Consider the following 2,638-nt stretch of genomic DNA (forward strand, 5'->3'; position numbering starts at 1 on the left):
CGTTTACATTCCTAACAGTAAATTTTTGTCTTAAAAAAATAAAAAAGCCACCAACTTATTGTCAGCAACTTTTTTATTTTAAAACTTAAATCAAATCATCAATCGGCACAGATTGGTATTTCGTGGTTAAGCCGTAGTCCCCACTCTGTTTGCACCGCTTCGTTTTTTTATGTGGCATAGATGCGTCAACCACTCATCAAGAAATTAGACTTCTCTATGGAACAATTTAACCGCATGCTCTGCGTGTCAGTTTTCTTTAAACTCATTATAGCATAAAGTCTCCCTGTTCGCTTTTGTCGCTCCGCTTGTCCACCTCAATTGAAAAAATCGGACGTTCTGCCTTTAGGAAAAATCCCTTGCGGTCGTGGTTACTTTGATTTTTTTGATAGAGTTAAGTATTTATCTCTTCCGTCAAATGGAAAGATAGCACGTATGGAAGACTCAAACACACCTTTAGCGATTACTTCTAGTTCTTCCAAGTCATCTTGAATTGGAGCTATACTATAAAAGTGGACAGAAAATTGTGTGTTATAATCTGTCTATTAAGACACAAAAATGAAAGGTGGAAAGGTTATAATAAACTAGACACAAAGTTAAGAGAAATCGTGGAAAGGTTTATTATGGCAAGAAGAAAATTCGATAAACAATTTAAAAATTCTGCAGTAAAACTCATTCTTGAAGAGGGTTACTCTGTTAAAGAAGTCAGCCAAGAGCTTGAGGTTCATGCCAATAGTCTTTATCGCTGGGTTCAAGAAGTTGAAGAATATGGAGAAAGTGCTTTTCCAGGCAATGGGACAGCCCTAGCTGATGCCCAACATAAGATTAAATTGTTAGAGAAAGAAAATCGTTATCTTCAGGAGGAACTTGAACTTCTAAAAAAGTTCCGGGTCTTCTTGAAGCGAAGCAAGTAAAACGTTTTGAATTTCTCTTGAAACATCATGGGAAGATAAAAATTAAACATGCAGTAAAAGTTCTTAAGGTTTCTCGCTCAGGTTTCTATGAATACATGCATCGTCGTCCTTCAAAACAACAAGTGGAGAGAGAAATTCTCTCAGAGAAGATAAAAGCTGTCTTTCATGAGCATAAGGGACGCTATGGTGCGGTTAGAATTACCAAGGTACTTCATAATACTGGTATTATGACCAACACGAAACGTGTTGGGAAACTGATGCACTTGATGGGACTTTATGCCAAGGGAAGCCGTTATAAATATAAACATTACAACAGAAAAGGAGCTTCGCTTTCAAGACCCAATTTAATTAATCAGATCTTTAAAGCAACAGCTCCTAATAAAGTATGGCTGGGAGACATGACCTATATCCCTACCAAAGAAGGCACCTTATACTTAGCCGTGAATATCGACGTTTTTTCACGTAAGATTGTAGGCTGGTCAATGTCTTCACGGATGCAAGATAAACTGGTGAGGGATTGCTTCTTACAAGCTTGTGGGAAAGAACATCCTCAGCCTGGCTTGATTGTCCATACTGATCAAGGGAGTCAATATACAAGCTCTCGTTATCAATCTACTCTTCGTCAAGTCGGTGCTCAATCTAGCATGAGTCGTAAAGGAAATCCATATGACAATGCAATGATGGAGTCTTTTTATAAGACGCTAAAGAGGGAGCTTATTAATGATGCTCATTTTGAGACAAGAGCTGAGGCTACTCAAGAAATATTTAAATACATTGAGACCTATTACAATACAAAAAGGATGCATTCAGGTCTTGATTACAAGTCGCCAAAAGACTTTGAAAAATATAATTCTTAAATTCTCTTAACTCCGTGTCTAGTTTTTCGTTGACTTTCCAAAAATATAGCTCATTTTGTGTCTAAATATTTGACATTAGTCCACTTTAATTGTCTTTAACTTTTCACTCATCATAAGTCCTGCCTTTTAACCGTAGGTAGATATTGCTCGATTGCTTTCTTCAAATACTTAGCGATATTGTGCTTAGAATATTCTTCACGCTTGCTAGATACATAAGACAAGTGGTCTTTGACTCCATTAAGCCCTCTCAATTCTTTCAGTTCGTCATAGAGAGGGTACACATTTTTCTGTAAGCCTGCCATTGTTGCCGTATCTGTCATTTCTAATGGTGACAAAAGAAAATTTTCAATCAATAGCTTGGTGTATTTGCTTTTCATTGCTTCAATAGCTAGCTTATCTTCGGTTTCCTCTTTGACTTTATTACCCTCTTGATATACTTTATCGTCTAACTTGTAGCTGTTATCGTCTGCCATGCGTTTTTTCTCGATATGAAAGACAATAGAGTCAATACTCCGCCCTTTTTTGACTTTCTCATAGGACACGTTAAAAGAAGTGTGAGCGTTGATTTCTGCTAAAGGTTTTTCTAGTATCCATTCTGTGAATTGAAACATTCTTTTATATTCATTGACGGTATCGGTCATCACTCGCAATTCTTTCACTGTAATTGTTGGATTGCGGTAGGCTTCCACTTGCTCCGCTCTCCGTCCACCTTTAACGCTATAATGCTCGTATTGGTTGTATTGCATAGATAACCAACGGTAAAGAATAATTGAATACTTGCTATTGAGTTCGGCTATATCTGATAAGGCGTGTTGCGTAAAATTCTTTTTAAGATTGATTAAGTAAGGCATAATTTCACGATGAAATTCA

2 protein-coding genes are annotated in these 2,638 nt (G+C 37.0%); one reads left to right on the top strand and one right to left on the bottom strand.

Features of this window, described 5'->3' with window-relative positions; all coding sequences use genetic code 11:
• Positions 1-620 precede the first annotated feature (620 nt).
• Positions 621-1,768, top strand: a protein-coding gene (locus AB0N03_RS52105) for an IS3 family transposase (protein ID WP_095586744.1) whose coding sequence is annotated in 2 segments (ribosomal slippage) — positions 621-873 and positions 873-1,768 — 1,149 coding nt in all. Because the reading frame shifts where the segments join, the coding sequence is not laid out codon by codon here.
• Between the two features lie 110 nt (positions 1,769-1,878).
• Here the strand turns inward: AB0N03_RS52105 and AB0N03_RS52110 are convergent.
• Positions 1,879-2,638, bottom strand: a 760-nt coding sequence (locus AB0N03_RS52110) for a RepB family plasmid replication initiator protein (protein WP_364388948.1), incomplete at its 5' end; no start/stop codon positions are given.

This window comes from Amycolatopsis sp. NPDC051061 (assembly GCF_040682935.1).
Taxonomy (GTDB): domain Bacteria; phylum Actinomycetota; class Actinomycetes; order Mycobacteriales; family Pseudonocardiaceae; genus Amycolatopsis.